The sequence below is a fragment of the Streptomyces sp. NPDC058664 genome, assembly GCF_042716635.1.
GTDB lineage: Bacteria > Actinomycetota > Actinomycetes > Streptomycetales > Streptomycetaceae > Streptomyces.
Genome location: NZ_JBHXRW010000005.1, coordinates 155,293 through 178,696, shown reverse-complemented (window position 1 = coordinate 178,696; position 23,404 = coordinate 155,293). Strand labels below are relative to the sequence as shown.

Genomic DNA, 23,404 nt, shown 5'->3' with positions numbered 1-23,404 from the left:
ATGACCGCGCATCCCGTCGACCCGGTGGTTCCCGTGACCGCTCTCGACCGGCTCGCCCGTACCGACATCGCCTTCCTCAACTGGCGTGACCCCGACCACCCCGACGCGGGCGGAGCCGAGGCGTACTGCTGGGAGATCGCCCGGCGGTTCGCGGCGGCCGGAGCCCACGTCACCCTCGTCTCCTCGCGACACCCCGGCGCGCGTGCCCGGGAGTACCGCGACGGGATCCGGATCGTGCGCGGCGGCGGCACGTTCGGCGTGTACGCGGCCGCCGCGGCGCACCTGCTGCGGAACCGTCACGCGTACGACGCCGTGATCGACTTCCAGAACGGGATCCCGTTCTTCTCGCCGCTGTTCACACCCCGGTGGACCGCGGACGTCTGCGTCATCCACCACGTCCACCAGCGCCAGTTCGACACCCGGTTCCACTGGCCGGTGAACACCGTGGGGCGGCTCCTGGAGAAGCAGGTCAGCCGGCGGGTCTACCGGGGGCGGCCGATGGTCGTCGTCTCGCCCTCCACCCGTGAGGGCGCCCGGCGCGAACTCGGCTTCGGCAATCCTCTCCACATCGTGCCCAACGGGCGGCCGGGGGCCGCTCTCACGGCCCCCGCCGGGCACCGGTCCGCGACCCCCGCGCTCACCGTCGTCAGCCGGCTCGTGCCGCAGAAGCGCGTCGACCTGGTCCTGCGGGCCGTGCCCGCGCTGCTGCGGCGTCTGCCGGACCTGCGCGTCGACCTGTGCGGTGACGGACCGGAGGGCGAGTCGCTGCGGAAGCTCGCCGCCGGGCTCGGCATCGGGGCCGCCGTGGTGTTCCACGGGCGCGTGTCGGACGCGCGCAAGGAAGAACTGTTCCACCAGGCATGGCTGACGGTCGTGCCGTCCGCCGCCGAGGGCTGGGGGCTCACCGTCATCGAGGCGAACGCCGTCGGCACCCCCGCCCTCGCCTTCGACGTGCCGGGGCTGCGGGACGCGATCCGGCCGGGCGTCAACGGCTGGCTCCTCGACCCGGAGGCGGACCTGGCGGCCGGCATCGCCTCGGCCCTCGACACGCTCTCCACGCCGGAGGCCCGGTCGCTCTGCGCGGCCCGCTGCCGTACCTGGGCGGCCGCCTTCTCCTGGGACGCCAGCGCCGAGCGGCTCGCCCAGGTCGTCCTCGAGGACCTTCACCGGATCCACCGTCACCGGCGCTCCCGCCGCTCCTCGTGCGATCTGTCCGTCATGACCCGCTTCACCTCCCCCGACCCCGACACCACCGAGCGCGCGGTACGGAATTCCCTGCGGCAGACCGACGTCTGGCACCGCGACGGCGACGCCTTCCATCTGCTGCTCCACGGCTGCGACGAGGTACGGGCGTTGAGCGCGCTGCGCCGCCTCGACGTCCCGGAGGCCGACATCACCCTGGCCAACAGCCACGACGTCCTGCTCGGCGCGGCCCGGCCGTACGGCGGTCCCGCGCCCGGCCCGGCCCCGGGGCGGCGGCCGTGACCGCCGCGGGACGGGTCGCGGAACGGCCCCCCGTCCTCCGGGACGAGGTGACGGCCGTGCACGGCGCGCGCTGGATCGCGACCGCGGTCGTCGCCGTCGGCGTCCTGAACTACGCGTACACCCTGATCCTCACCCGGCTCCTCGACGTCTCCGAGTACGCCACCTTCGCCGCGGGCCAGGGGCTCGTCGTGTGCGCCGCCGCGGTCGCCGTGGTCACCGTGCCGTGGATGCTGGCGCAGGCGCTCGCCCGGGCCGGCTCGGACTCCGAGCGCGGCGAGGCGGTCCGCTTCGCCATGGTCACGGCCGTCGTCGGCGGCACGGTCGCGGCGGGTGCGGTGGGCTGCGTGGCGAGGGAGTTCGCGAGCACGCCGACGACGCTCGTCATCGCCGCCTCCACCCTCGCCGTCTATCTCACGCGGGTCAGCGCCGGCTGGCTCCAGGGCTCCGAACGGCTGCGGGCCCTGGCGGTCCTGACCACCGTGGAGGTCGTCCTCAAGTTCGGCGTGGGGCTGTTCTTCGTCTCGGTGCTCGGCCTCGGCGAGACGGGCGCCCTCGCGGCCTTCGGGATCGCCGTCCTGCCGTACGCGTTCTTCCGGCCGCCCCGGTTCCGCGGCGGTTCGCGCCGCCCGTGGCGGGCGGTGACCGTCGACCGGGGGCTGTGGCGGCGGGCGGCCGGTGTCGCCTCGCTCCAGGGCGTGGTGGCCCTGCTCGCCGCCGTGGACATCGTCCTCGTCGCGGTGCTGCCCACCGACCGCGCGGCGGCGGCCAGTTACCAGGCCGCGGTCATGCTCGGCCGGGTCCCGCTCTTCCTCGCCGGGGCCGTCTCGATCGCCTTCCTTCCCGCCCTGTCACGGCGGCACGCGGGTGATCCGCTGACGGCGGGCGCGCTGCGGATGTACCTGACGGCGGCACTGCCGCTGACGGTGGTGGCCGCGACGGTGCCGGGCGCGGTGCTCACGGCGGTCTTCCCCTCGGGGTACGCGACGGTCTCCACCCTGCTGGTCTGCACGGCGACGGCGGGTCTCGCGCTCGGCGCGCTCGCGTTGCTCGTCACGTTCGCGCAGGCCGTCAACGACTACGCGTGTCTGCGGACGTTGCTCGTGGGCCTCGTCCTGTACGTGACCGCCCTGGTGTCCGGCTGGGTCGCAGGTGGAGTGCTCGGCATGGCGATCGGCGGGCTGTGCGGCACCGTCGCCGCTCTGGCCCTGCTGACCGCGCGGCACGCCCGTCTCCACGGGTTCGGGCTCGCGAAACGACCGTTCGTACGCGTGGTGCTGCCGCTGCTCGCGCTCGCCGGGGCCCTCGTGCTGCTCCGCCCGTACACCGTCGTCTGGTTCGCCGCCGCGCTGACGGTCACGGCGGGCGCCCTGTGGCGCTTCTTCGGGTGGCGCCGCGCCCTCGTCCCCGCTTCCGGGGTGATCCCCCCGCCCGACGCCGACGCGAGTGCCCCGGGTGTGGACACCGGATCCGTTCCGGGCCGCGGGCCGGAGTGGACGGCCGAACGGCTCGACGTCCGGCCGGCCGCGCGGCCGGAAGCCCTGCCCGCGGCCCCCGGTGAGCGGTCCGTGGCACTCCTCGTCGACGCCGTGTGGCGGGGCCGGGTCCGGCCCGCCGGTGACGAGGAACTCCTCGGAGCCCTGGCCGTGGCCCGGCGCAACCAGGTCGAGGGCCGGCTGGCCCGCGCGTACCCCGGGCAGCTCGCGGCGACCCTCGCCGAGGTGGAGAACGCGACCGGCCTCTTCCGGCGCAACCTCGTCGAGTCCACCGGCCGGCTGCGTGCGGCGGGCATCCCGACCGTGCTGATCAAGGCCGACCTGGCGGGGGACTACGTGTACGGCAACTTCGACCTGGTGGTGCCTCCGGGACGGCTGCGGGCGGCACAGGCCGCGCTCGACGGCTGGTACGCGCACCGCACGACGTACTGGCTGGAGCGGTCCAGCAAGGTGCTCCTGGAACCCCTGACCGGCCCGGCCGCGCACCTGCACGGTTCGGTCTCGTGGTTCGGGGTGCCGATCGTCCCGACCGAGCGTCTCTTCGCCCGCGCCGGAACACCCGCGTGTCCGGAGGGCGGGACCGACGGCCACGATCACGGGCACGGCTACGCCTGGTTGACGCCGTGCCCCGCCGACCGGCTGCGAATCTGGCTGGCACACGCCCTCTTCCAGAACCTGAGCCTGGACCTGTCCGAACTCCTCGCGCTGCGTTCGCTGTTGCACCCCGACGTCCTGACGGAGGCCCGTGACGAGGCTGTCGGCGAGGGCTGGTGCACGGGCGGCCGCCAAGTGCTCGCCACCGCCGTCGAGGCGATGGCCCGGCTCGACCGGGGCGAGTCGGTACCCCTGCCGTTGCCGCTCCCGGTGCGCACCTCGCTCCGGGCGGGGGCCGAACACTCCGGCCACCTCCTCCGTGAGGGCCGGGTGCGTACCGCGACCCGTGAGGCGTCCCTCCGGGTACCGCTCGTGGTGACCAAGAGACTGCGGAGGCGAGTGCCATGACGAACTCACGAGGCCCTCTCCTCGTCGCCGTGTCCGGGCCCGACGGCGCCGGCAAGTCCTCGCTGGTCCGCCGGCTCGCCGCACTGCTCGGCGAGCGCGGGGTCACCGTCGTCACCCTGCACTGCTACGGCTGCTTCCTGTGCCGCCGGTTCCCGGTTCCGCCACGGGTGAGGGAGACGGAGGAACCGGGTGGGGGCGAGTGGGCACGGCGTGCCACGGATCCCGAGCGCCGGGGATCCCGTCTGCGCCGTGCCCACGCGCTCCTGGACGCCGGGGAGCTCGCGGCCCGGATCAGGGTCGCCGGGCTCCGGGCGGGGCTGCGGGCGCGCGGCGGGGAGGCCGCGGTCCTGACGGACCGCGGGCCGCTCGACGGCCTGGTGAAGTTCGACCTGCCGGCCGGCTCGGGGGCGGCGTCCGTCTTCCGCCGGATCGCCGGCCGCTACGGTCTGACCCTGCTCGTGGAGACCGGGGCCGACACCCTGCGGGGCCGGGGCTGGGAGGAGATCGCCGGCCCCCCGACCGTGTGGTGGGCCCGCTACCGGAGCTGGTCGCGGCGGTTGCCGCGGATCGCACGGCTCGACGGCGAACGGCCGCCGTCCCTGGTGGCGTCCGAGGCCCTCGACCGGATCCTCGACGCGATACGGGAAGAGGAAGGAGCAGGTGCGGTACGGCAGGAGGCCTCCGTGGCGGATCGGCGAAGGCGGCACGTGGTGATGTCCGTCTACGACGACGCGGAGAACCCCGCCTACCGGGGCGGCGGCGCCCTGGTCATCGGAAAGGTGGCCCGCCGGCTCGCCGAGGACTTCCGGGTGACCGTCGTGACGGCGGGCCGGAACGCCGGCACCGAGGAGCGGAACGGCATCCGGTACGTCCGGCTGCCCGTGTGCCGGGCGGGCCCGCGCGGCGGACAGCTGCTGTTCCTGACGCTGCTGCCGTTCGTGGCCCGCCGCATCCGGCACGACCTGTGGCTGGAGAGCTTCACCCCGCCGTTCTCGACGAGTTTCCTGCCCCTGTCGACGGGCGCCCCCGTCGTCGGCATCGACCAGGGCCGCAGCGCCGAGGTCCTGTGGCGGCGCTACCACATCCCCTTCTTCGTGGTGGAGCGTCTCGGGCTGCGCTGCTACCGGCACATCGTGGTGATGAACGCGGCGGACGGTTCGGTGGTGCAGCGGCTCAGCCCCCGGGCCGACGTGCAGGTGATCGCCAACGGGGTCGAGCAGCGCACGCTCGACGAGACCCGGCTCGGAACGGGGCAGTTCATCCTCTGTCTGGGGCGGATCGACACCTGGGTGAAGGGCCTCGACCTGCTGCTCGACGCGTACGAGCGGGCCTCGCCGCCGCTGGACCTGCTCCTCGCGGGCAGCGGAACCCCGGCCGAGGAGCGCCGGTTCGCCGCGCTCCTCGCCGCCCACGGCCACGGACCGGACACCCGGATCCACTGGGTGGGATACGCCGAGGAGGAGCGCAAGCGCCAGCTGCTGCGCGACAGCGCCTTCCTGGTGATGCCGTCCCGCCACGAGACCTTCGGCCTGGTGGCCCTCGAAGGCATGTCGTACGGCAAGCCCGTCCTCCACTTCGACCTGCCCGCGCTGCGCTGGATGCGCGACGGCGGCGACGTGGCCGTGCCGCCGTTCGACGTGGCGGCGTTCGGCGAGCGGATGGGCGAGCTGGCCACGGACGCGGCGCTCCGCCGCCGCTTGGGACGACGCGCCGGGCTCGTCGCCCAGCACTACACGTGGGACGAGATGACGGGCCGGTACCTGGCCCTGACCCACCGGCTTCTGGACGCACCCGTCGCCGCACGACGGCCGAGGAAGAGAGGTGCGTCATGGCAGATGACCCGCTGACCCGTTTCGTCCGGACCGTCGTCGGATCGGGTGCCCCGGTCCTGGTGCTCTCCCCGCACCTGGACGACGCCGTCCTGTCCTGCGGCGGACTGCTCGGATGGGCCGGGCGCCGGGCGCCGGTGACGGTCGCCACGCTGTTCACGGAGGCCGCGCCGCCGCCGTACACCCTCTCCGCGCGGCAGTACCTGAAGCAGATCGGCGCCGACGACGCGGAGGAGCTGTACGCCGAGCGGCGGGCCGAGGACCGGCGGGCCCTGGAGCGGCTCGGTGTCCGGCTGTGTCACGCGGGCCTGGTCGACGGCCTGTTCCGGCGGCTCCCGCGGTCCCGGTACGGCACGGAGCGGCTCGCCCGGTTCCTGCCCGAAGTGGCCCACGTGTACCCGACGTACCGGCTGCACCTCTCCCGGGGGCACGTCTCCCCGTACGACGCCGGGACGCTGCGCGCCGTCGGGGAGACCGTCGACGCCCTGCTGCCCGGCCCCACCGGCGGTCTGCTCCTCGCCCCCCTCGGCGTGGGCGGGCACGCCGACCACGTCCTGGTCCGCACCGCCGCCGAGCGGAGCGGCCGCCGGGTCGTGTACTACAGCGACTTCCCGTACAACCGGCACGCCTCCGCCGACCCCCTGTTCACCGGCCGGCACCGGCTGGTGGCCCGCGCCTGGGAGCGGGGCCTCGACCGGAAGGCGGAGCTGATCCGGGAGTACCGGACCCAGGCCCGCGCCCTGTTCCCCGAAGGCCGCGTCCCGCGCGTGCCCGAGGTCTATCTGCTGCCCGAGGCGGCCGACGAGACCCGGTCCCCGGCCACGGACCCGGCTTCCCCGCCCGACCCCGATCCGCGGATCCGTACCGGCGGAGGTGCGCCGTGACCGTCCCCCGCACCGCCGCTCCCGCGTCCTCCCGCGCCCAAGCGACAACGTCCACCGTCCCCGCCCCGCCCCCGCGTGCGCACAAGCGGCACGGCCCCGTGCCCACCGCCGTGTACGCGGCGGGGGTGGCGCTGCTCACCGTGATCCTGCGGCTCGTGCAGATCGGGCGGTCCGGCGACCTGTTCATCGACGAGCCGATCTACCGGAGGCTCGGGGAGAGCGCCGCCGCGGGCGGCTTCCCCAGCACCGACGAGGGCCTGTTCTTCCTCCACCCGCCCGGCTACTTCTACGTGGAGGCGGGCTGGACGAAAGTGGTCGGGGAGCACGCCGACGTCATCGCGGGCGTGCACTCCTCCCGGGTGCTCAACGCGCTCCTGGCCGGGGTCACCGCGGCCCTCCTGGTGTTCCTCGTCGCCCGGGTGCGCTCGCGCGGCGCCGGGGTGGTCGCCGGCCTGGTGTTCGCCCTGGACCAGTTCTGCATCCGGCAGAACGACCGGGTGCTCCTGGAGACCGGGACGATGGTGTGGGTCCTCGCCGGGTACCTGGTCCTGGTGGGTCTGACCGGACCCGATCCACCCGCCCGGCCCCGGGCGCGGGCGCTGCTCGCCGGGCTGTTCCTCGGGTGCGCGATCCTGACGAAGGATCACGCGGTGCTGATCACCGTGCTTCCGCTGCTCGCCGCCCTGACCCTCGGCTGGGGCCCGCCCCGGCGCCTCGTCGCCCTGACCACGGCGACCGCGGTCCTCGCGTACGCCGTGTACGTGGCCCTGGTGGCCGTCTTCGGACACTTCGACGCCTTCCGGGACGCGAAGACCGCCGGCGTGCGCCGGCTCCTCGGGGTCGTGCAGGAGACCGGCTTCAACGCGGAGGGCACGCCCTCGCTCGCGGGCCGGCTCCTCGCCGAACTCCCCGCGTACGGGACGACGTACCTGCTGCTCGTCCTCACCCCCGTGGCGCTCGTCCTGCTGCTGCGCCGCAGGGAGCCGGTGTACCGGCTGCTCGCGCTCTTCCACGCCTCGGCGATCGTCACCCTGGGGTACGCGCTCGGCGTGGGCACCCTGGAGGAGCAGGCGCTGTACCTGCTGTTCGTCCCGAACCTGGTGGCGCTCGCCGTCACCGTCCCGATGCCGTCCCGGCAGCGGCGCGGGCTGCGCCTGGTGGCCTGCGGCGTCCTCGCGGCGCTCCTCTCCGTCCCCGCCGCGGTCTACGCGAAGGACCGGTGGACGCCCGACGACGGCTTCCAGCGCCTCCAGGCGTATCTGCTCACCCACGCGCCGGCGGGCAGCGGGATCGTCACCGTGGACGGACAACGGACCCGGGGCGTGACGAACTGGACGCTGAACGACACCTACCGGCTCGGCCACTGGCTGACGCCCGAGCAGCGGTCGGCCAACGACGCCAGGTACATGGTCGTGCCGTGGCAGGTCCTCGAACAGGGATACGGGCACTACACGCTCGCGGAGGTGGAACGCCTCACGGACGGGCTGCGACCGGTGTTCGCGTTCGACGGGCCCACCTACGGCACGCTGGCCCTGTACCGGCTGCCGTCGCCGCTGCCGGGACCGAGCGTCACGGAACTCGCCGTGCCCGGTTCCGCCGTGACGGGGCCGCTGCTCCCGGCGCCGGGGCCGGTGGCTCCCGTGGCGGAGGCGGGCGATGCACCACGCTGAGCGGCGGCCCCGCGTCCTGCTCCTGACCAGCAGCCCGCTGGACGGGGCGGACGGCTGTGACGTGCGGCTCGCCGCCGACGTCCTCGAGGAGCTGCCCGACGTGGACTTCGTCTGGTTCTCCCAGTGGCCGGGCCGGCGGCAGCCCTCGCCGACACGCGGGCGGCCCGTCCGCATGCTCTCCCGGGACGGTGTGCCGCACGTTCCCGAGCGGATCCAGTCCGCGCTCGCCGGGGCCGTGCTCGCCCGCCGCGTCGACCTGGTGCACGCCTTCCTGACCATCGGCCGCACCTTCCCGGCCTTCTCGTGGCTGCGCCCGCTGCTGCTCGGGAGGCGGCCGGTCGTCCACACCGTGCCCGGGGTGATGGACGCCCGCTACCTGACGCACGTCCGGCCGCTGGGGACGACGGTCGCCCTGTCCGGGTCGATGGCGCGCCGGCTGAGGGCGGCGGACTTCGGGGACGTACGGGTCGTACCGCCCATGATCGGTCTGGACGCGTGGCCGTACCTGCCGCGCCCCGCGGGGTTTCCCGTGGTGCTGTTCGCGGGGCACCACGACGCGGACGGCGGGGCGGAGTTGGCGATCGACGCGGCGGCGGAGGCGGTACGGACGGGGGCGAGGTTCCGGCTGGTGCTCGCGATGCGCGGACGCCCGGGGCAGGACAACGCGGTCCTCGACGAGGCGCTGCGGGAGCGGGCCGGTGCGGCGGGGCTCACGGACTTCGAGGTGCGCGGCTACGTCGAGGACATGCACGCGCTGATCGCCTCCGTCCAGGTGCTGCTGTTCCCGCCGCCCGTGCTCGGCGGCAAGGCGGACATACCGCTCACCGTCCTCCAGGCGCTCGCCTCCGGACGCCCGGCGATCCTCAGCGACCTCCCGCAGTTCGCCGACTTCGGCCACGCGGTGCTGCGGGCCCCGGCGGGCGACGCGCGCCGCACCGGGCAGCAGCTGGCCTGGCTGCTCGACCAGCCGCGCTCCTGGGACGTGCTCGCGGAACGGGGCCGGGCGCTGGTCGAGGAGCACTTCGGGCCCGAGCCGTTCGCGGCCCGGTACGCGGCCCTGTACAGGGAACTGCTGTCATGAGGGCGCTGCGGTGGAGGGGCTCCCGTGGCGCGCCGGCCGCGACCGCGCTGCTCGCGGTGCTCCTGCTGCTCGTGGGGGTGTTCGGCGTGCTGCGGGACGAGGCGCCGCACCCGGAGCCGCAGCCGTACTGGTACGGCACCCTCCAGACCGAACCGGACCGGGCGCGCACCGAGTACGAGCACGGCATCCGGGTGGCCCACCTCCAGATCGACTGGAGCAGGTTCGAGCCGGAGCGGGGCGAGTACGACGAGGAGTACGCGCGCGAGGTCCGGGACCGGCTGAACGCCTTCCGCGACGCGGGGCTGCGGGTGGAGGCGGGGATCGGCCTCAACCACCCGCCGTCCTGGCTGCCGGACGCCTTCCCCGAGTCCGTCTACGTGAACCAGTTCGGCGTGCGGTCCACGGAGACGCCGAACATGGTGTTCAGCGGGCCGGTACGGAAACACATCGCCGCGTACGCGCGCGCCGTGGACCGGCTGATCGGCCTCGAGAACTTCTGGGCGGTCCGGGTCGGCGTCAACGAGAACGGAGAGTTCGCCTACCCGTCCCCCCTGTCGGAGAGTGACGGCCCCGGCGAGTTCTGGGCGTACGACGACCACGCCCAGCGGAGCAGCCCCTACCCGGGGTGGCGGCCCGGGGAGCGCACGTACCGGGGGAAGCCGTTCACCCGGGAGCAGGTGGCGCACTGGTACGACTGGTACGCCGGGGCGCTGGCCGGGGCCGTGAACTGGCAGCTGGACCTGTACACCTCGCTCGGGTACGCGGGAGCGCTCAAGGTCCTGGTGCCCGGGTCCGGTTTCTACCCCTCGGACCTGCGGGCGGCCGTCGACGCCCGGCTCGTCGACTCGCCGTCGATCCGGCTCGTCGCGCGCGGCGCCGGGTTCTTCGTGACCCTCCCCCGGGTCGAGCACCGGGAGACGGTGCGGATCGTCACCACCGCCCTGGTGGACGGCACGGGCGACCCCGACGACAACGGCTGCGCGCCGGCCGACGCCGGGACGGACCTGTCCGATCCGGACGACGCGGTGGTGCGCGACTGGTCCTCGGCGCGCTGGGTGGTGGCAGTGGCCCGGAGCGCCGGCTTCAACCGGCTGACCGGGGAGAGCGCGGGTCCTCAGGTGGCCCCGTACCGTCCCGGTGTGACGGAGACGGCGTACCGGCAGATGGCGTCCTGCGGGCTCGAAGGCATGATGTGGGCCTTCGACCGGCAGTTGTACGACGGGACGCCGGGCTCCTCGCTCGCGGAGTACGCGGAGACGATCCGGCGTCATCGCTGAGGCCGCGGACCCGCCGTGTCCCACCGTCGGGCCGTCAGGAGCAGGATGCCGGTGTCCCCGTACTCGGGCAGGGTGCGGTCCTTCGCGAGCCGGGCGACGCGCAGGCCGGCGGTGAGGGGCGTGAACACGGTGCGCAGGTCGGTCTCGTCGACCGGGCAGGCGGGCCAGACCGGTCCCGCGCCGATGCGGTAGCTCGGCATGCGCTCCATGAAGGCGGCGAGGAGCAGGCCGCCGGGGCGGACGGCCCGGACGAAGGCGGTGCAGATGGCGGTGAACTCGTCGAAGTCCTCGGTGACGCTCTCGGCGACGAAGTTCATCGAGGCCAGGTCATAGGTGCCGGGTGCGAGGTCCTCGGCCGTGCCCCGCACGACCCGTACCGGGCGGAGCGCCTCCGCGCAGCTCGCGGGGAGGGCGGGGTCGAGGGAGCGGCACAGCCGGTAGAAGGGCTCCCAGCTGTCGTCGGGGCCCGTGTCGAGCTGGCGGCGGAGATAGCGGACGCCGGCGTCGCTGGGTTCGAGGGCGTCGATGCGGCGGCTGGCGGCACCGGCCAGCATCAGCGGGTAGAGGTTGGGGCCCGCGCCGAGTTCGAGGGTGCGGGCCAGGCTGCCGGGGGCACGGCGCCGGTAGACGGCGGCGTGGTGGCGGATGACGCCGATGTCGCAGGGGTGGAGCTGGCGGTAGTTCTCGGCGAGGTAGTCGGCGACGGGCCAGATGTTCCAGTCGGCGTCCCGGTTGCGGCGTACCCGGAACGTCCCCGGAGGGTCCGCTGCGCTCCCCCGCGTCCGCCGGACCATCACTTCTCCGGTGCCCGGCCGGCCCCGACGCTGCCGGGGCGGACGGCGGGGACGGCCTGCAGGGAGAAGCGGCCGGCGAGTTCGGTGAGGACCCCGCACAGCTCCTCGATCTCCTCGTCCGTGTTCGCCGCGGTGATCTGGACGCGGAAGCCGACCCGGTCGCGCGGGACCAGCGGATAGGAGGCGAGCGTCACGTAGATTCCGTGGTCCCAGAGGAAGGAGGCGACGGCGTCGAGGTCCTCGGCACGGGCGAGGGGCACCTCGACGATCGGCAGCCCGTCCGTGTTGGGCGTGGCGATGCCCAGGGCGCGCACATGGCCGAGGACGCGGGCCGTCTTGCGGTAGAGGGCGGCCCGGATCTCGTCCCCCCGCTCGTCGTTGACGTCGAGACCGGCGAGAGCGGTGGCGAGCGAGGCCGTCGGCGACGGTCCGGAGTACAGGTAGGGGGCCGCCGCCACCTTGAGGTGGTCCTTGAGCCACTTGGGGACGGCGAGGAAGGCGAGCAGCGAGGAGAACGCCTTGGAGAAGCCCCCGACCAGGACCAGGTCCTCGTAGGTCTCCCCGAGGTGCCGGACGATGCTGTTGCCGCGCGAGCCGTACGGGCTGCTCTCGCCCGGGCGGCGCTCACCGATGACGCCGAAGCCGTGGGCGTCGTCGATGTACAGGAGGGCGCCGTTCTCCCGGCAGATCCGGGTCAGGGCGGACAGGTCGGGGAAGTTGCCGGTCATGCTGTTGACGCCGTCCATGCAGACGAGCCGGCTCGCGTCGGCGGGCGCGCCGCGCAGCAGCGCCGCCAGTTCGTCGGGCCGTTCGGCGTGGAAGCGGTGGATCTCGGCGCCCTGGCAGCGGGCGGCGACGCAGCCGTCGTACACGGTGCGGTGGGCCTGTGCCTCGACGAAGATCTGCCCGGTGCCGGCGAGGATCGGGATCACCGACTGGTGGATGAGGGTGATGGTGGGCAGCAGCAGGGTGTCGGGCGCGCCGAGGAGTTCGGTCAGCCGCTCCTCGATCCAGGGGTAGAGCCGGGGGCTGCCGAGGAGCCGGGACCAGCTGGGATGGGTGCCCCACCTCCTGACCTCCGGCTCGATCGCGTCGATGACCTCCGGGTCGAGGTCGAGGCCCAGGTAGTTGCAGGAGGCGAAGTCGATGAGCCAGTCCTCGCCGACACGGATGCGGCGGCCGTCGATCTCGTCGATGACGGCGTCGCACATGCGGCTGGTCCGCTGGAGGTGTTCGAGGTCGCGCCAGCGGGCCGCGCGCGGCGGGTGCCCCGCCGGGGAAGCGGGGCGGACGGTGGGCCGGGGGGCCAATCGGGTGGCGGGCCGCCCGGCCGAGGACGGGGCGCGGTGCAGATAGGACTCGGCCTGATGGACGGTCATGGGGCGGGCGAACAGATAGCCCTGGCCGTACGTACAGCCCATCTCGGCGAGGAGCGCCCGCTGCTGCTCGTTCTCGATGCCCTCGGCGACGACCTGGAGGCCGAGGACGTCGGCGATGCGCACGATGCCCTCCACGAGCGCCACCTGCTGCGGATCGGTCGCGATGTCGTCGATGAAGGACTTGTCGACCTTGAGGACGTCGATGGGGAACTCGCGGAGGTAGCTGAGCGAGGAGAAGCCGGTGCCGAAGTCGTCGATGGCGATGGAGACGCCCAGGTCCTTGAGGGCGGCCATGGTGGTCTTGATCTGGGCGTCCCTGCGCATGAGGACGGTCTCGGTGAGCTCCAGGACGAGGGACCCGGGGGCGAGCCCCGAGGAGTGGAGGGTGCGCCGTACGCCGTCGAGGAACCCGGGGTCGCGGAACTGGCGGGCGGACACGTTGACGCTGGCGTACAGGGGGGCCCGCCCGGGGCGGGCGCGCTGCCAGCGGGCGATGTCGAGCGCGGCGTGTTCGAGGACCCAGGAGCCGAGCGGCATGATGTGGCCGCTCTCCTCGGCGAGGGCGATGAACTGGTCCGGCGGGACCATGCCGCGGCGGGCGTGCGACCAGCGGACGAGCGCTTCGAGCCCGGCCGGCGCACCGTCGCGCACCTCGACGATCGGCTGGTAGCGCAGGGCGAACGAGTGGTCGGCGATGGCCGTGTCCATACCGGCCTGGAGTTCGTGCCGGGCGACGAGGCGGGAGTGGAAGTCGGGGTGGAAGAGGCGCCATCTCTTCTTCCCGGCCGCCTTGGCCGCGTACAGGGCGAGGTCGGCGTGGCCGAGGAGTTCCTCGGCGTGGGCGCTGTCGAGGACGGTCGCGATGCCGACGCTGGTCGAGACGGACACGGCTCCGTCGGTGAGGTGGAAGGGCTGGCTCAGGGCGTGCACGATCTCCGCAGCCAGGGTCTCGGCGTCGCGGGGTTCCCGTGCGCCCTCGATGAGGACGGCGAACTCGTCGCCGCCGAGCCGGGCCGCCGTGTCGCTGAGCCGCAGGACGGAGGTGAGGCGGCGGGCGACGGCGACCAGGAGTTCGTCGCCGACGGAGTGCCCCATGGTGTCGTTGACGACCTTGAAGTCGTCGAGGTCGACGAAGAGCATGCAGCTCAGCGTGGATTCGCGGCGGCCCCGGAGCAGCGCGCGCTCGACCCGTTCGAGGAGGAGTACGCGGTTGGGGAGCCCGGTGAGGGAGTCGTGGAACGCCCGGTGGGTCAGTTCCCGTTCCAGTTTCCGCTGCTCGGTCACGTCACGGAGGGTGAGGACGAGGCCGTGCACGGTGCGCTCGTCGCGGAGGTTGCTGCAGCGGACCTCGGCCTCCAGGTCGGCGGAGCCGCCGTGGACGAGTTTCCAGTCGTCCCTGATGTCGACGGAGGTACTGGACCGCGTGTCGGCGAGGAGGCGCCGGGCGGCGGCCGTGTCGGCGGGGGCGACGAGGTCGGTGAGGGGCGTGCCGGGGAGGAGCGAGCGGCCGAACATCGTCTCGGCGGAGGGGCTGGCGTAGCGGACGGTGTCGTCGTCGTCGACGATCAGGATGACGTCCGAGGTGTTGTGGACGAGGGTGCGGAAGTAGGCCTCGCTGGTGCGGCGGTTGACCTCCTCGCTGAGGTCGAAGCGTTCGATGGCCAGGGCCGCCTGGGAGGCGAGGGACTGGGCGGAAGCCGAGATCTCGGCGAGCTTCTTCTCGGGGCCCGCGAGGATCAGGACGCCGAGGAGCGGTTCGGAGCCCGCCGGGGCCTGGAGTTCCAGGGGGCAGAGGAGGGCGAACGGCTCGGGTGCGAGTTCCGCGGCGACGGCGGGGTCGAGCCGGTCCACGGGGAGGAGCCGGGTGCCGTCGGCGACCGACTCGGGCCAGATCGCGTCCGGCGGGGCCGGCACGGCCGTCGGTGGCCGGGTCCCGGCGGGGTCCTGGGGCCGGGGCGGCCCGTCGGCCGGGGGCCGGGCCTGGTGAGAGGCCGGAGGCTGAGTCTGGTGAGAGGTCGGGGACCGGACCTGGTGAGAGACCGGGGACGGGGGCGGCCCCTCGGTCGGGGGGCGGCTCCACCTGCCGGTCGTGGGCCGGGCCAGCACGTCGGTGCGGCAGCTCCAGGGGTGTCCGGCGGTGGCCACGGCGCTGAGGCCGCCCCGGCGGTCCCGGATGAGAAGCAGGGCCCGGTGCCCGGTGCCGGGCCCGAAGAGCGTCGCGGACGCCGTCTCCACGGCTCCGGCCACCTCACGGGGGCTCAGGGCCGCGACGAGGGAGGCGGCGGCGTTCCTGAGGCTGTGCTCGCGCGCCTCGGCCTTGCCGTGGTCGTTCATCATGCCCCAGAGCCGGGCGAGGACCAGCAGGAACATCAGGGCCGAGAAGATCGCGATGACGGCGATGTCCTGCGCCCGGTCCTGGCGCAGCGACTGGAACAGGAGCAGCGCGGGGGCGACGAGCGAGGCACCGGCGAGCAGCGCGAGCCGACGTTCGGCGACGCGCGGGGGCGGTTCGGGGGCGCGTTCGGTGAGGCCCCTCATGGAGGGGTGGAGGGCGGCGAGGCCCCAGGCGGTGAAGAAGACGACCCAGCCCAGGTCCCAGGGGGTGCCGACCTGCCAGGTGCCCTTGAGCTGGAGGGTGCCGTAGATGACGTCGGAGGCGAGGATGCCGCAGGTGCCGAGGGCGAGGAGCTGCACGGACCGGGATCTCAGGCCGCCGGGGACGAGGAGCCGGGCGAGCATGGCCAGCATCAGCACGTCACCGAGGGGGTACGCGATGGAGATGGCCTTCTGGATCCAGCTCATGTCCTCGCTCCTGGCCAGCGGGGTGATGAGGTTGACCCAGGAGAGCAGTGCGAGGCCCGAGGTGAGGATCAGCGCGTCGAGGACGACGCCGAGGTCGCGGCCCGTGGCCCGGTAGCGGATGAAGCCGAACAGACCGATGGCGAACAGCGGGTAGGTAGCCAGGTACAGGGCGTCCGCGACGGACGGGAAGGGTCTGGTCTGGCCGTAGAAGGCCTCCAGCGCGTTGTAGGCGGTGTCGCCGCCCACGAAGGTCAGGTTGGCCGCGGCGAGCACCAGCCAGGGCCAGCGCCGTGCGGGCCGGTGCAGACGGACTCCGACCAGGATGGCGACGACGCCGACGAGGCCGATGAGCGCCCACAGGATGGTGTGCCGGGCGGGGAACTTCAGGTAGGCGACCGTGAGGAGAGCCACGGTCAGGAGGTACAGCAGGACCCATCGGCGCAGTCTTCCGGTCGCGGCGAGCGGCCGGTTCGGCTGGCGCAGCGACATGGTCGACCGCCCCCTTGCCGGGTCGGACGCCGTCGGGAGCGCCCTGGTCGCGGATACGGACCCCGTACCGTGTCCATTCTCCGGGGCCCCAGGGGCTGCTGCATCTCGGCGTCGTGCGCGCGCCGGCCCGGCGGAGCGGCCCGCCGTCAGGAGGACGCGCGGACCACGAGTTCCGTCGGAAGCATCTGCCGGGGCTGCTCGTCCGGGTCGCTGGGTGCGGCGATCTCCTGGAGGAGCAGGCGGGCCATGGTGCGGCCCATCTCCTCGATGGGCTGGCGGACGCTCGTCAGCGGCGGGTCCATGTGCCGGGCCACGGCCGAGTCGTCGACGCCGACGAGGGCGACGTCCTCGGGGACGCGGCGGCCCGCCTCGCGCAGCGCGCCCCGCGCGCCCGCGGCCATGACGTCGGAGGCGGCGAAGACGGCGTCGAGGTCCGGCCTGCGGTCCAGGAGTTCCCGCATGGCGCGCCGGCCGCCCTCCTCGGTGAAGTCGCCGTTGGCCACGAGCGCCTCGTCGGGGGCGAGTCCGGCGTCCGCAAGGCCCTCGCGGTAGCCGTCGAGTCGGCAGCGGGCCACGTACATGTCGAGGGGGCCGGTGATGGTGGCGATCCCGCGCCGGCCGCGTGCGGCGAGATGGGCGACGGCCGTCCGGCCTGCGCCGGTGTTGTCGGAGTCGACGAAGGCCACGCGTTCGTCCTCGGTGCGGCGGCCGTTGAGGACGGCGGGCAGGCCGAGCGTGCGGACCTGGTCGGGCAGCGGGTCGGCGGCGTGCACGGAGACGAGGAGGACGCCGTCGACGCGCTGGGCGGCGAGGTACTGCTCGAAGCGCTGCCGCTCCTGTTCGCTGCGGATCAGGGTGAGCAGCAACTGCTTGTCGGCGTCGGCGAGTTCACTGCTGACGCCGCGGATGATGTCGAGGAAGTACGGCTCCGCGAAGAGCCGGGCCTCGGTCTCGGGGATCACCAGGGCGACGGCGTCGGTCCGGCTTCCGGCGAGGGCGCGGGCGGCCCGGTTGGGGACGTAGCCGAGTTCGGCGACGGCCCGTTCGACGGCGGCCTTGGCCTGCTCGCTCACCCGGGGCGAGCCGTTGATGACCCGGGAGACCGTGCCGCGGCCGACTCCGGCCCTCGCCGCGACCTCTTCCAGGGTGGGCCTGCCGGTCTGTCGCCCGCTCACCGCCATCTGCCGCTCTCCCCTCGGGCCGCCGCCCCGCCTGCGTGTGCACGCGAACCTATCAGGCGGGGCGGCGCGGTCCCGGGGTGTCGGGGCCGGTTCAGGCGCCGGTCGGGGCGAGCTCGGCCATGGCTCCCCAGCCCTGCTGCGGGACCTCGACGTTGATGATCTCGGGGGTGGTGGCGATGGCTCCGGCCATGGCCGCGAGACCGGCCGCGAAGTGCGGGGAGGCGACGTGGGCGGCGCCCGCCTCGGCGTCGGTGAAGGCCTCCAGGAGGACGAAGACGTTCGGGTCGTCGACACCGCGGGACCAGTCGAAGAACAGGTTGCCGGGCTCCTCGCGGGTGGCGCGGGTGAAATCGGCGACCAGGTCGAGCCAGCGGTCGGCGTGGTCGGAGCGGGCGGTGAAACGGACGGCGATGAAGATCATGCGTCAAGCCTGCGGCACGTTCGCGGGCGCGGGCGGTGAGTCCCTTCAGGATTCCGGCAGGGTCGGAAACTCCGGTACGGCGCGGGTGAGCGCGGCCCGGATCTCCCCCTGGCGCCGCCCGAAGCCGGCGGTCGGCAGCGACACGGAGAGGGCGTGCACGATGCCGTCGCCCCGCTCGGGCACCGCCACGGCGAGACAGGTGTACGCGAGGTCGGCCTCGCCCACCGACACGGCGAAGCCCTGGTCGCGCACCCGGCCGACCTCGGCCTCGAAGCGTTCGGCGCTGGTGATCGTCCGCTCGGTGAAGCGGGCCATGCCGTGCTCGGCCAGGTAGCGGCGGCGCAGCGGGCGCGGGAGGGCGGCGAGCAGAGCCTTGCCGTGGGCGGTCGCGTGGGCACGGTCCTCGGGGCCCGGCACGAAGGGGTGGGCGGCGTCGGTGACGGGGGCGGTGGTGTCGACGACGGTGATCAGGCCGTCGCGGTAGGCCGTGTGGTACGCCTCCGCGCCGGTGGCCCGCCGCAGCCTGCCGAGGAGCTCCCCGGTGCCGGCGCCGAGGCCGTGGTGTCGCTGGTGGGAGCGGTGCAGGGCGGGAACGCGGGGTCCGGGCGCGTATCCGTCGGCGGTACGGACGAGGTAGCCGCGGGCGAGCAGGGGGCCGGTGACGTGGTAGACGGTCGAGAGGGCGCAGCCGAGCCGCCGCGCCAGTGCTTTGGCGCCGACGGGCCGGCCGGCGTCGGCGACGGCGTCGAGGACGGCGAGGGCCCGGTCGACGGACTGGGGCCCGGGACCCGGGGTGTGAGGCATCGCTCCAGCTTAGGGCGGGGCGCGGAGGGGTCGGGGCCGCACGGTGGCCGGAGGCCGGGGACGCGGCGGACGAAGGCCGGAGGGCATGGCGTACGAGGCTGGAGGGCACGGCGCACGAAGACTGGGCGTCCGGCGCGCGGATGGCCTGATCGGAGTGCGGAAACGCTCCGTGGCGGCCTCGACGCCCTCCGTATCCCCGCAGGTCAAGCCACCCTTATGTGCATAAGACACACTTTCGGCGTACCGTCGTGTGGATTCCCCATCCTTCGACGCCACGGGAGAGCGTGTGCCCCGCTCCAGGACCGACCATGCCCCGACGCCCCGGGAGCGGCGTCCGCATCTCCGGACGGCGGCGATCGCGACAGCTGTGGTCGCCGTCGCCGCGGGCGGGCTGTACGTGGCGGGGCTGCTCGCGACCGGTGACGACATATCCGCCGGCACCCGGGTCGGCGGCGTCGACATAGGCGGCATGAGCCGCGCCGAGGCCCGCGCCAAGCTCGCGGCCGAGGCCCCGGCCGCGTGGACCGCGCCGATACCCGTCCGGGTCGCCGACCGCACCGCGTCCGTGGAGCCGGCCTCCGCCGGTATGACCGTCGACCTGGCGAAGACCACCGACCTGGCCGCCGACCCGTCCCGTGACCCCGTCACCGTCATCGGGCGGCTCTTCTCGCCCGGCGAGCGGGAGATCACCCCGGTCCTCGCGTACGACGCGGAGAAGACGCGGGCGGCGGTGGCCGAGCTGGCCAGGAAGAACGACCGCCCGGTGCGCGAGGGGTCCGTCGCCTTCCGGGCGGGCGAGGCCGTCGCGACCCAGTCGGTGACGGGCCGGAAGCTGGACACCGGACGGGCCGCCGAGGCCCTGCGCGCCGCCTATCCCGCCGCCACGGGCGCCGCGCCCGTGACCCTTCCGGTCACCCTGACCGAGCCGAAGCTTCCCGCGGCCGAGGTGACCCGGTTCCTCGACACGTACGCGAAGCCGGCGGTCTCCGGCCCTGTGACGCTCACGGCGGGCACCGAGCGGCTGCGGATCTCCCCCGCCACGCTCGGGGACCACCTCACCGTGAAGGCCGAGAACGGCCGGCTCACCGCCGCGCTCGATTCCGAGGCGCTGCTCCGGGACCCGGACGTGGCCCGGCCGGTCGCCTCCCTGACGAACGCGCCCGTCGAGGCCACCCTCGGGGTGCGGGACGGCAGGGCCGTGGTGGAGACCGAGGGCCGGCCGGGCCACGAGGTGACCGCGAAGGCCCTCGGCGACGCCGTCCGCCCGCTGCTCACCAGGTCCGGCGAGGCGGCCCGTACCGCTCCGGTGGCCACCAAGGTCACCCAGCCCGACCTGACCGCCGACTCCTTGGCCCGCCTCGGCATCACCGAGCAGATGTCGACGTTCACGGTGGACTTCCCGACCGCGCCGTACCGCACGACCAACATCGGCCGGGCCGCCGAGCTCATCGACGGCTCGCTCGTGCAGCCGGGCGAGGTGTGGAGCTTCAACAGGACGGTCGGCGAGCGCACCCCGGACAACGGCTTCGTCGACGGCACGATGATCCTCGACGGCCAGTACCGGTCCGCGCCCGGCGGCGGTGTGTCGGCCATGGCCACCACCGTCTACAACGCCATGTTCTTCGCCGGGGTCAAGCCCGTCGAGTACGGCGCCCACTCCTTCTACATCGAGCGCTACCCGGCCGGCCGCGAGGCGACCGTCGCCTGGGGCTCGCTCGACCTGAAGTTCCGCAACGACTCCGGGAAGCCGATCTACATCAAGGCGGACGCGACGGACTCCTCCGTCACCGTGAGCTTCCTCGGGACGAAGAAGTACGACTCGGTGGAGGCCGTCGCCGGTCCGCGCACCAACCTCGAGGAGCCCGCGAAGCGCGAGGACACCGGCGAGGCCTGTGTGCCGCAGCCGCCCCTGGAGGGCTTCGACATCTCCGTGGACCGGGTGTTCAAGAACGACGGCGCCGAGGTCAAGCGGGAGACCTTCAAGACCCACTACACCCCGCGCGACGAGGTGACCTGCGAGTGACCCGCGCGTGACCGGCGGGCACACGCGCTGACGGAAGGGTGTCTTCCCGTACGACCGGGGCATGACTCCGGAGCACGGCCCACCAGGCCAGGGCCGCCCGCTACCCGTCGGAGCCCGTCGGAGGCACGCCTTGGCACAGCGCAGCGACCCCTTCGAGCGGCTCCTCGACGACGCGGCGCGCGCGGGCGTCCTGCCCGGCGCCGTCTGGGCGGTGGGTGACGCCCGTACCACCGTGTCGGAGGGGGCCGCCGGAGTGCTCGACCCGGCGTACCCCGATGACCCCATGCGCCTCGACACGCTCTTCGACGTCGCCAGCCTCACCAAGATCCTCGCCGTCTGGGCGGTGACCGGCACCCTCGTCGACGCCGGGAAGCTCGATCTGACCGCCCCGCTCGGCTCCTTCTGGCCGGAGGCGGCGGGGCGGCCCCTCGCCGGGGTCACGCCGCACCACCTGCTCACGCACACGGCGGGGCTGCCGCTCCGCGCCAACCTCCGGCACCTGTACGGCTCCGACCCGCAGGACGTCAGGGACGGCGTCCTCGCCGAGCCGCTCCGGCACCGGCCGGGGGACGCCGTCGCGTACACCGACCGGGCCGCGCTCGTCCTCGGCTACCTGGCCGAGCACCTCACCCGCCGGCCGCTGGCCCGGCTCGCGGAGGACCGGGTCTGGAGCCCGCTCGCCATGACGGAGACCCGGTACGGTCCGCTGCCGGCCGCGGTCAGGGAGCGGTGCGCGCCCACCGAGTACGACGAGGAGAGCGGCGCCCCTCTCCGGGGCACCGTCCACGACTTCTCGGCCCGGCTGCTCGGCGGCGCCTGCGGGATCGCGGGGGTCTTCACGACCGCCGCCGACGTCGGCCGCTTCCTGCGCCATCTCCTCGCCCCGGTGCCCGGCGCCTTCTCCGCGGAGTGGACGGCAGCCTCGCTCCGTGTCCACACCGGCCGGCTCGACCCGCCGCGCGGCCTGTTCTGGCATCCGGCGCCCGGCACGGCACCTGCGGACGACGTCTGGGCGCACTTCGGCTTCACCGGCACGGGCATGTGGGTGTCACCGGCCCGCGGCCGCTGGGCGGTCCTGCTCACCAACCGGCTCCGCCTCACCCGTGAACCCGGTCCGCTGGCCCGCGTCAGGGACGTCTTCCGGGCCCTCGCCTTCGCGTGACGGGCCCGTGGCCGCGCCAGTTCGGCACCCCTTGAAGGACTGTACGACCAGGGGGTTACCATATGAGCGCCGCCTAGCTCGAAAGATAAACTTGTGACTGTCAATGACGACTCGTTCACCAGCTGGAAGAACCGCGAGGAGATCGCGGAGTCGATGATCCCGATCATCGGGAAGCTGCACCGGGAGCAGGACGTCACCGTCCTCCTCCACAGCCGCTCCCTGGTGAACAAGTCGGTGGTCAGCATCCTCAAGACCCACCGCTTCGCCCGGCAGATCGCCGGCGAGGAGCTGTCGGTCACCGAGACGCTTCCCTTCCTCCAGACGCTCACCACCCTCGACCTCGGCCCGTCGCAGATCGACATCGGCATGCTGGCCGCCGAGTACAAGACCGACGACCGCGGTCTGTCGGTGGCGGAGTTCACCGCCGAGGCCGTCGCCGGTGCCACCGGCGAGAACAAGATCGAGCGCCGTGACGGCCGTGACGTCGTCCTCTACGGCTTCGGCCGCATCGGCCGTCTCGTCGCCCGCCTCCTCATCGAGAAGGCCGGTTCGGGCAACGGTCTGCGCCTGCGCGCGATCGTCGTCCGCGGCGGTGGCGAGCAGGACCTGGTGAAGCGCGCCTCGCTGCTGCGCCGCGACTCCATCCACGGCCAGTTCCAGGGCACGATCACGGTCGACGAGGCGAACAGCACCATCGTCGCCAACGGCAACACGATCAAGGTGATCTACGCCAACGACCCCTCCGAGGTCGACTACACGGCGTACGGCATCGAGAACGCCATCCTGATCGACAACACCGGCAAGTGGCGCGACCGCGAGGGCCTCTCCAAGCACCTGCGCCCCGGCATCGACAAGGTCGTCCTGACCGCGCCCGGCAAGGGTGACGTGCCGAACATCGTGCACGGCGTCAACCACGACACGATCAAGCCGGACGAGAAGGTCCTGTCCTGCGCCTCCTGCACCACCAACGCGATCGTCCCGCCGCTGAAGGCCATGGACGACGAGTACGGCGTGCTGCGCGGCCACGTGGAGACGGTCCACTCGTTCACGAACGACCAGAACCTCCTGGACAACTACCACAAGGCCGACCGCCGCGGCCGGTCCGCGCCGCTCAACATGGTGATCACCGAGACCGGTGCCGCCTCGGCCGTCGCCAAGGCGCTGCCGGAGCTCAAGGCCCCGATCACCGGCAGCTCGATCCGCGTCCCCGTCCCGGACGTCTCGATCGCGATCCTGAGCCTGCGCCTGGGCCGCGAGACCACCCGCGACGAGGTCCTCGAGTACCTCCGCGACGTCTCGCTGCACTCGCCGCTGAAGCGTCAGATCGACTTCACCACGGCCCCCGACGCCGTCTCCATGGACTTCGTCGGCTCGCGTCACGCGTCGATCGTCGACGCCGGCGCGACCAAGGTCGACGGCGACAACGCGATCCTCTACCTGTGGTACGACAACGAGTTCGGCTACTCGTGCCAGGTCATCCGGGTCGTCCAGCACGTCTCCGGCGTGGAGTACCCGACCTTCCCGGCCCCGGCGGTCTGATCCCCACCCGCTCGACGACACGGCGGCGGGGGGCCCCGCGCCGCCGGGGGGGGGGGGGCGGCGCCCCCCCCCCCCCCACCACCGGAAGG

Annotated in this window: 15 protein-coding genes; 10 read left to right on the top strand and 5 right to left on the bottom strand. The window is 73.7% G+C overall.

Annotation, left to right across the window (positions count from 1 at the left end; translation table 11 throughout):
• Genes ACFWUY_RS06580 through ACFWUY_RS06550 form a run of 7 tightly spaced genes read left to right on the top strand, consistent with a single transcriptional unit; the run spans window position 1 to window position 10,721 of the window.
• On the top strand, window positions 1-1,485 hold the full coding sequence (locus ACFWUY_RS06580; protein WP_384102737.1) for a glycosyltransferase family 4 protein: 1,485 nt from the start codon (window positions 1-3) through the stop codon (window positions 1,483-1,485).
• Window positions 1,482-3,980, top strand: a complete 2,499-nt coding sequence (locus tag ACFWUY_RS06575; protein WP_384102735.1) for a lipopolysaccharide biosynthesis protein — start codon at window positions 1,482-1,484, stop codon at window positions 3,978-3,980. The genes ACFWUY_RS06580 and ACFWUY_RS06575 overlap by 4 nt, the downstream gene beginning before the upstream one ends.
• Window positions 3,977-5,827, top strand: a complete 1,851-nt coding sequence (locus ACFWUY_RS06570; RefSeq protein ID WP_384102733.1) for a glycosyltransferase — start codon at window positions 3,977-3,979, stop codon at window positions 5,825-5,827. Before ACFWUY_RS06575 ends, ACFWUY_RS06570 begins: the two co-directional genes overlap by 4 nt.
• The gene (locus tag ACFWUY_RS06565; RefSeq protein ID WP_384102731.1) at window positions 5,809-6,693 is read left to right on the top strand and encodes a PIG-L deacetylase family protein; all 885 of its coding nucleotides are present in this window, start codon (window positions 5,809-5,811) and stop codon (window positions 6,691-6,693) included. Before ACFWUY_RS06570 ends, ACFWUY_RS06565 begins: the two co-directional genes overlap by 19 nt.
• Window positions 6,690-8,363, top strand: a complete 1,674-nt coding sequence (locus ACFWUY_RS06560; RefSeq protein WP_384102728.1) for an ArnT family glycosyltransferase — start codon at window positions 6,690-6,692, stop codon at window positions 8,361-8,363. The genes ACFWUY_RS06565 and ACFWUY_RS06560 overlap by 4 nt, the downstream gene beginning before the upstream one ends.
• A complete protein-coding gene (locus ACFWUY_RS06555) occupies window positions 8,350-9,444 on the top strand; it encodes a glycosyltransferase family 4 protein (protein ID WP_384102726.1) in 1,095 nt (364 codons plus the stop codon). The genes ACFWUY_RS06560 and ACFWUY_RS06555 overlap by 14 nt, the downstream gene beginning before the upstream one ends.
• Window positions 9,441-10,721, top strand: coding sequence for a beta-galactosidase (locus ACFWUY_RS06550; RefSeq protein ID WP_384102724.1), 1,281 nt, complete (start codon window positions 9,441-9,443; stop codon window positions 10,719-10,721). Before ACFWUY_RS06555 ends, ACFWUY_RS06550 begins: the two co-directional genes overlap by 4 nt.
• Here the strand turns inward: ACFWUY_RS06550 and ACFWUY_RS06545 are convergent.
• The 5 genes from ACFWUY_RS06545 to ACFWUY_RS06525 all read right to left on the bottom strand — a co-directional run bounded on the left by ACFWUY_RS06545 (window position 10,712) and on the right by ACFWUY_RS06525 (window position 18,591).
• Window positions 10,712-11,515 (bottom strand): class I SAM-dependent methyltransferase, encoded by an 804-nt coding sequence (locus tag ACFWUY_RS06545; protein WP_384102722.1) that lies wholly within the window; start codon window positions 11,513-11,515, stop codon window positions 10,712-10,714. The two genes, ACFWUY_RS06550 and ACFWUY_RS06545, sit on opposite strands and share 10 nt — an antisense overlap.
• Window positions 11,515-16,185 carry an aminotransferase class I/II-fold pyridoxal phosphate-dependent enzyme gene (locus ACFWUY_RS06540; RefSeq protein WP_384102720.1) on the bottom strand — a complete coding sequence of 1,557 codons (4,671 nt, stop codon included), beginning with the start codon at window positions 16,183-16,185 and terminating at the stop codon, window positions 11,515-11,517. Before ACFWUY_RS06540 ends, ACFWUY_RS06545 begins: the two co-directional genes overlap by 1 nt.
• Window positions 16,186-16,331: 146 nt before the next feature.
• Window positions 16,332-17,366: a LacI family DNA-binding transcriptional regulator gene (locus tag ACFWUY_RS06535; protein ID WP_384102718.1), complete on the bottom strand. Its 1,035-nt coding sequence runs from the start codon at window positions 17,364-17,366 to the stop codon at window positions 16,332-16,334.
• A gap of 91 nt (window positions 17,367-17,457) precedes the next feature.
• Window positions 17,458-17,787: a putative quinol monooxygenase gene (locus ACFWUY_RS06530; protein WP_384102716.1), complete on the bottom strand. Its 330-nt coding sequence runs from the start codon at window positions 17,785-17,787 to the stop codon at window positions 17,458-17,460.
• Window positions 17,788-17,832: 45 nt separating this feature from the next.
• On the bottom strand, window positions 17,833-18,591 hold the full coding sequence (locus tag ACFWUY_RS06525; protein ID WP_384102714.1) for an IclR family transcriptional regulator: 759 nt from the start codon (window positions 18,589-18,591) through the stop codon (window positions 17,833-17,835).
• A gap of 286 nt (window positions 18,592-18,877) precedes the next feature.
• Between ACFWUY_RS06525 and ACFWUY_RS06520 the strand changes: the two genes are divergently transcribed.
• From ACFWUY_RS06520 to ACFWUY_RS06510, 3 genes are all read left to right on the top strand, one after another.
• Entirely contained in the window at window positions 18,878-20,614 is a 1,737-nt protein-coding gene (locus ACFWUY_RS06520) for a VanW family protein (RefSeq protein WP_384102712.1), read from the top strand.
• 130 nt (window positions 20,615-20,744) lie between these two features.
• A complete protein-coding gene (locus tag ACFWUY_RS06515) occupies window positions 20,745-21,776 on the top strand; it encodes a serine hydrolase domain-containing protein (protein WP_384102709.1) in 1,032 nt (343 codons plus the stop codon).
• 93 nt (window positions 21,777-21,869) lie between these two features.
• Complete coding sequence (locus ACFWUY_RS06510) at window positions 21,870-23,315, top strand: glyceraldehyde-3-phosphate dehydrogenase (protein WP_384102707.1); 1,446 nt, start codon at window positions 21,870-21,872, stop codon at window positions 23,313-23,315.
• Window positions 23,316-23,404 lie beyond the last annotated feature (89 nt).

Excerpts from the sequence above, each read along its gene's own strand:
- ACFWUY_RS06580 (WP_384102737.1), top strand. The coding sequence starts at position 1 with ATGACCGCGCATCCCGTCGACCCGGTGGTTCCCGTGACCGCTCTCGAC.
- ACFWUY_RS06570 (WP_384102733.1), top strand. The coding sequence starts at position 3,977 with ATGACGAACTCACGAGGCCCTCTCCTCGTCGCCGTGTCCGGGCCCGAC.
- ACFWUY_RS06565 (WP_384102731.1), top strand. The coding sequence starts at position 5,809 with ATGGCAGATGACCCGCTGACCCGTTTCGTCCGGACCGTCGTCGGATCG.
- ACFWUY_RS06555 (WP_384102726.1), top strand. The coding sequence starts at position 8,350 with ATGCACCACGCTGAGCGGCGGCCCCGCGTCCTGCTCCTGACCAGCAGC.
- ACFWUY_RS06550 (WP_384102724.1), top strand. The coding sequence starts at position 9,441 with ATGAGGGCGCTGCGGTGGAGGGGCTCCCGTGGCGCGCCGGCCGCGACC.
- ACFWUY_RS06545 (WP_384102722.1), bottom strand. The coding sequence starts at position 11,515 with ATGGTCCGGCGGACGCGGGGGAGCGCAGCGGACCCTCCGGGGACGTTC.
- ACFWUY_RS06540 (WP_384102720.1), bottom strand. The coding sequence starts at position 16,185 with ATGTCGCTGCGCCAGCCGAACCGGCCGCTCGCCGCGACCGGAAGACTG.
- ACFWUY_RS06535 (WP_384102718.1), bottom strand. The coding sequence starts at position 17,366 with ATGGCGGTGAGCGGGCGACAGACCGGCAGGCCCACCCTGGAAGAGGTC.
- ACFWUY_RS06530 (WP_384102716.1), bottom strand. The coding sequence starts at position 17,787 with ATGATCTTCATCGCCGTCCGTTTCACCGCCCGCTCCGACCACGCCGAC.
- ACFWUY_RS06525 (WP_384102714.1), bottom strand. The coding sequence starts at position 18,591 with ATGCCTCACACCCCGGGTCCCGGGCCCCAGTCCGTCGACCGGGCCCTC.